At 50.5% G+C, this 2,122-nt stretch carries 3 protein-coding genes; all 3 read right to left on the minus strand.

All coding sequences use genetic code 11. The features are described from left to right. The coding region (locus tag AB1L17_RS31285) for a ParB N-terminal domain-containing protein (RefSeq protein WP_412848912.1) at positions 1 to 186 on the minus strand (186 nt) is incomplete at its 3' end. A gap of 13 nt (positions 187 to 199) precedes the next feature. Beyond that, entirely contained in the window at positions 200 to 700 is a 501-nt protein-coding gene (locus tag AB1L17_RS31290; protein WP_024984533.1) for a hypothetical protein, read from the minus strand. After that, complete coding sequence (locus AB1L17_RS31295; protein ID WP_412848913.1) at positions 700 to 1,434, minus strand: hypothetical protein; 735 nt, start codon at positions 1,432 to 1,434, stop codon at positions 700 to 702. The genes AB1L17_RS31290 and AB1L17_RS31295 overlap by 1 nt, the downstream gene beginning before the upstream one ends. Positions 1,435 to 2,122: the final 688 nt, after the last annotated feature.

The raw sequence follows: 2,122 nt of genomic DNA on the forward strand, positions 1-2,122 counted from the left end.
CTCATGACCGGAGATTATGACGTTTTCCCCCGTTACCCATAAAGGCTCCTGAATCCCCATTTCGTCGATGCTGTTCTTAAGCAGAGCAGCCTCCATGGAACCCAAAGGGGAATTGAGCATCCGATTGAGCGGATGTTCCCTTAACTCTTCCACCCTCCGATACTCCACTTCTTCCCGAATAAGCATGATTCTCCCCCCTTTATTCCCCACCTGGACGGAATGGTTCGCTTGTAATCTCGCTTGTACGATCGACCCCCAGCTGGAATTCGATGAGCTCCCAATCTTGGCCCATTGCCTTCTTTACCGAGCGGGTCAACGTCCCCATGGACGACGTTACCCATTTGGGAAGGGCAACCGCAAAGCGGTGACACATCTTGATGCCGACCACGGCATATAAGACGGTCACCGCTAACGTAATCAACAACCAGTTCATTGCCCCATCCCCGTTCCAATACCCCAAGGCTACCTGGTACAAGACGTGACGGACTTCATCTCCCTTCCATCCCATGAGAATCCAATAGGCTGCCCCCATCCACCAGCCGGAATACGTCTCCTGTTTCTTCCAAATCCACAGTGTTATCAACAATATCCACAAAATCCCAAACCAGAGCAAGAGAGGAATCCAGGTCATGGGGAGGGCATTCGCAAGAATGAAACCCGCTACCACGATGACGAGAAACGACATTCTTCCTTCTCCCATCACAAGGCCCCCTCCGCTTTCCAGACGTTCCCCCCTGCTGTTCTCATGGCTGCTTCCCATCCGGCGCCGAGACTCAAAATGGCCATTCCTTCACCGTAGGGAAGGACGTACTCCCAATAATCAGGAAGGCCCCACTGTTCCATGCACCACCCATTTCGGCTGAGAACGATTACGCCGTCTACAACGCCTCGCACCCGACGGGATTCTTCTTTCGCCCGGTAGATCGGCAATCTCCCTCCCTGCGGTTCGATCACGAACAAGCCATACTTTTGCTCTTCCCAAATGAGGATGCCGCCAATACGAGATTGCTCTCGTTCTTGGCGGCCCCACCCGACAAATTCATACTTTGGTATCCACACCCATCCGGCTTTTTCGCACGCTACCGCGACGTTCATAATCCATAGGCGGTTCCATTGCGCTACTTTGCTGTCATTTCGCCATTCTTCCCATCGGCGAATCTCAATCTCCAACCGTTCCAGGCTCCACCCCTCTACATCAGCCAACACTTCCAGTCCTTTTTTCAGTAGATACCAGCAGTATCCCCTCGGCCACTCCCGGTTGTAGATTGCTCGTTTGGCAATGTATCCGCGCTCTTGTAATGTTGCGATTCGTGTATACCCGTATCTTCGGCCATCGAAAATACGTTCTCGTAACACATCTGAGGTGCAACCACGATAGGACCATATCATCCGAAACAGCGCAATGTCATTCGTTGTGATTTCTGGTGTTCTCACAAGCGTTCCCCCTTTTTCGTTGCTGTACGGCTCGCAACCGTCGAGTGCTGGGCACTCTCTCACTTGCTCGCCCGTTTCCGTTTACCGATCAACTTTCAAACAGCCAACATTCCCTCTATCCACCCCCGTGGAATTGCAGCTCTTCCACCTGCATTTTGACCTCTCCCGGCTGCTGGTCACATGGCCAGATTAGGGGCTTCAGCCTCCGGCCTTAGCCCCTAATCCCACCGGAATTGCTCTTTGATTGCACAACCCCGACCCCCTATCTCCAAAACCCTTAGACTGACATGGGATAAGGTCACTTTTTTCATATGGAATCTGTCTTTTTACTCCTTCCCTGTAGTTAACCCCCGAAAGACAGATATGGAACCAAAGAATCTTCACGACACCCGGCATCTGAATTTTGCTTTCCTTAAATAGCACCGTTTAAACATAGGGAATCAAATGATTCTCACGAACCCCTGTTTTCACTCTCTGTATCGTATGGATTCTAATTTGAATCCATAGGATAGCCGCTAACGTCATATGGAAATTTCTGTAGATTTTTTTGATTCAATACGAAAGAGCGCTTTGATTCCATACGTATGCCACCGCTGTTTTTCGGGTTTTACACCGCCAAGAAATCCATTAATTTTCGTCTGGGCAGCACGTACATTTCCGTGTGGGGGTGATCGACGTTTGGTTCATA

This window comes from Brevibacillus jepli (assembly GCF_047229145.1).
Taxonomy (GTDB): Bacteria; Bacillota; Bacilli; order Brevibacillales; family Brevibacillaceae; genus Brevibacillus.

What these genes read in the sequence shown, in the direction of transcription:
- AB1L17_RS31290 (WP_024984533.1), bottom strand. Translation starts at nt 700, where the DNA reads ATGGGAGAAGGAAGAATGTCGTTTCTCGTCATCGTGGTAGCGGGTTTC.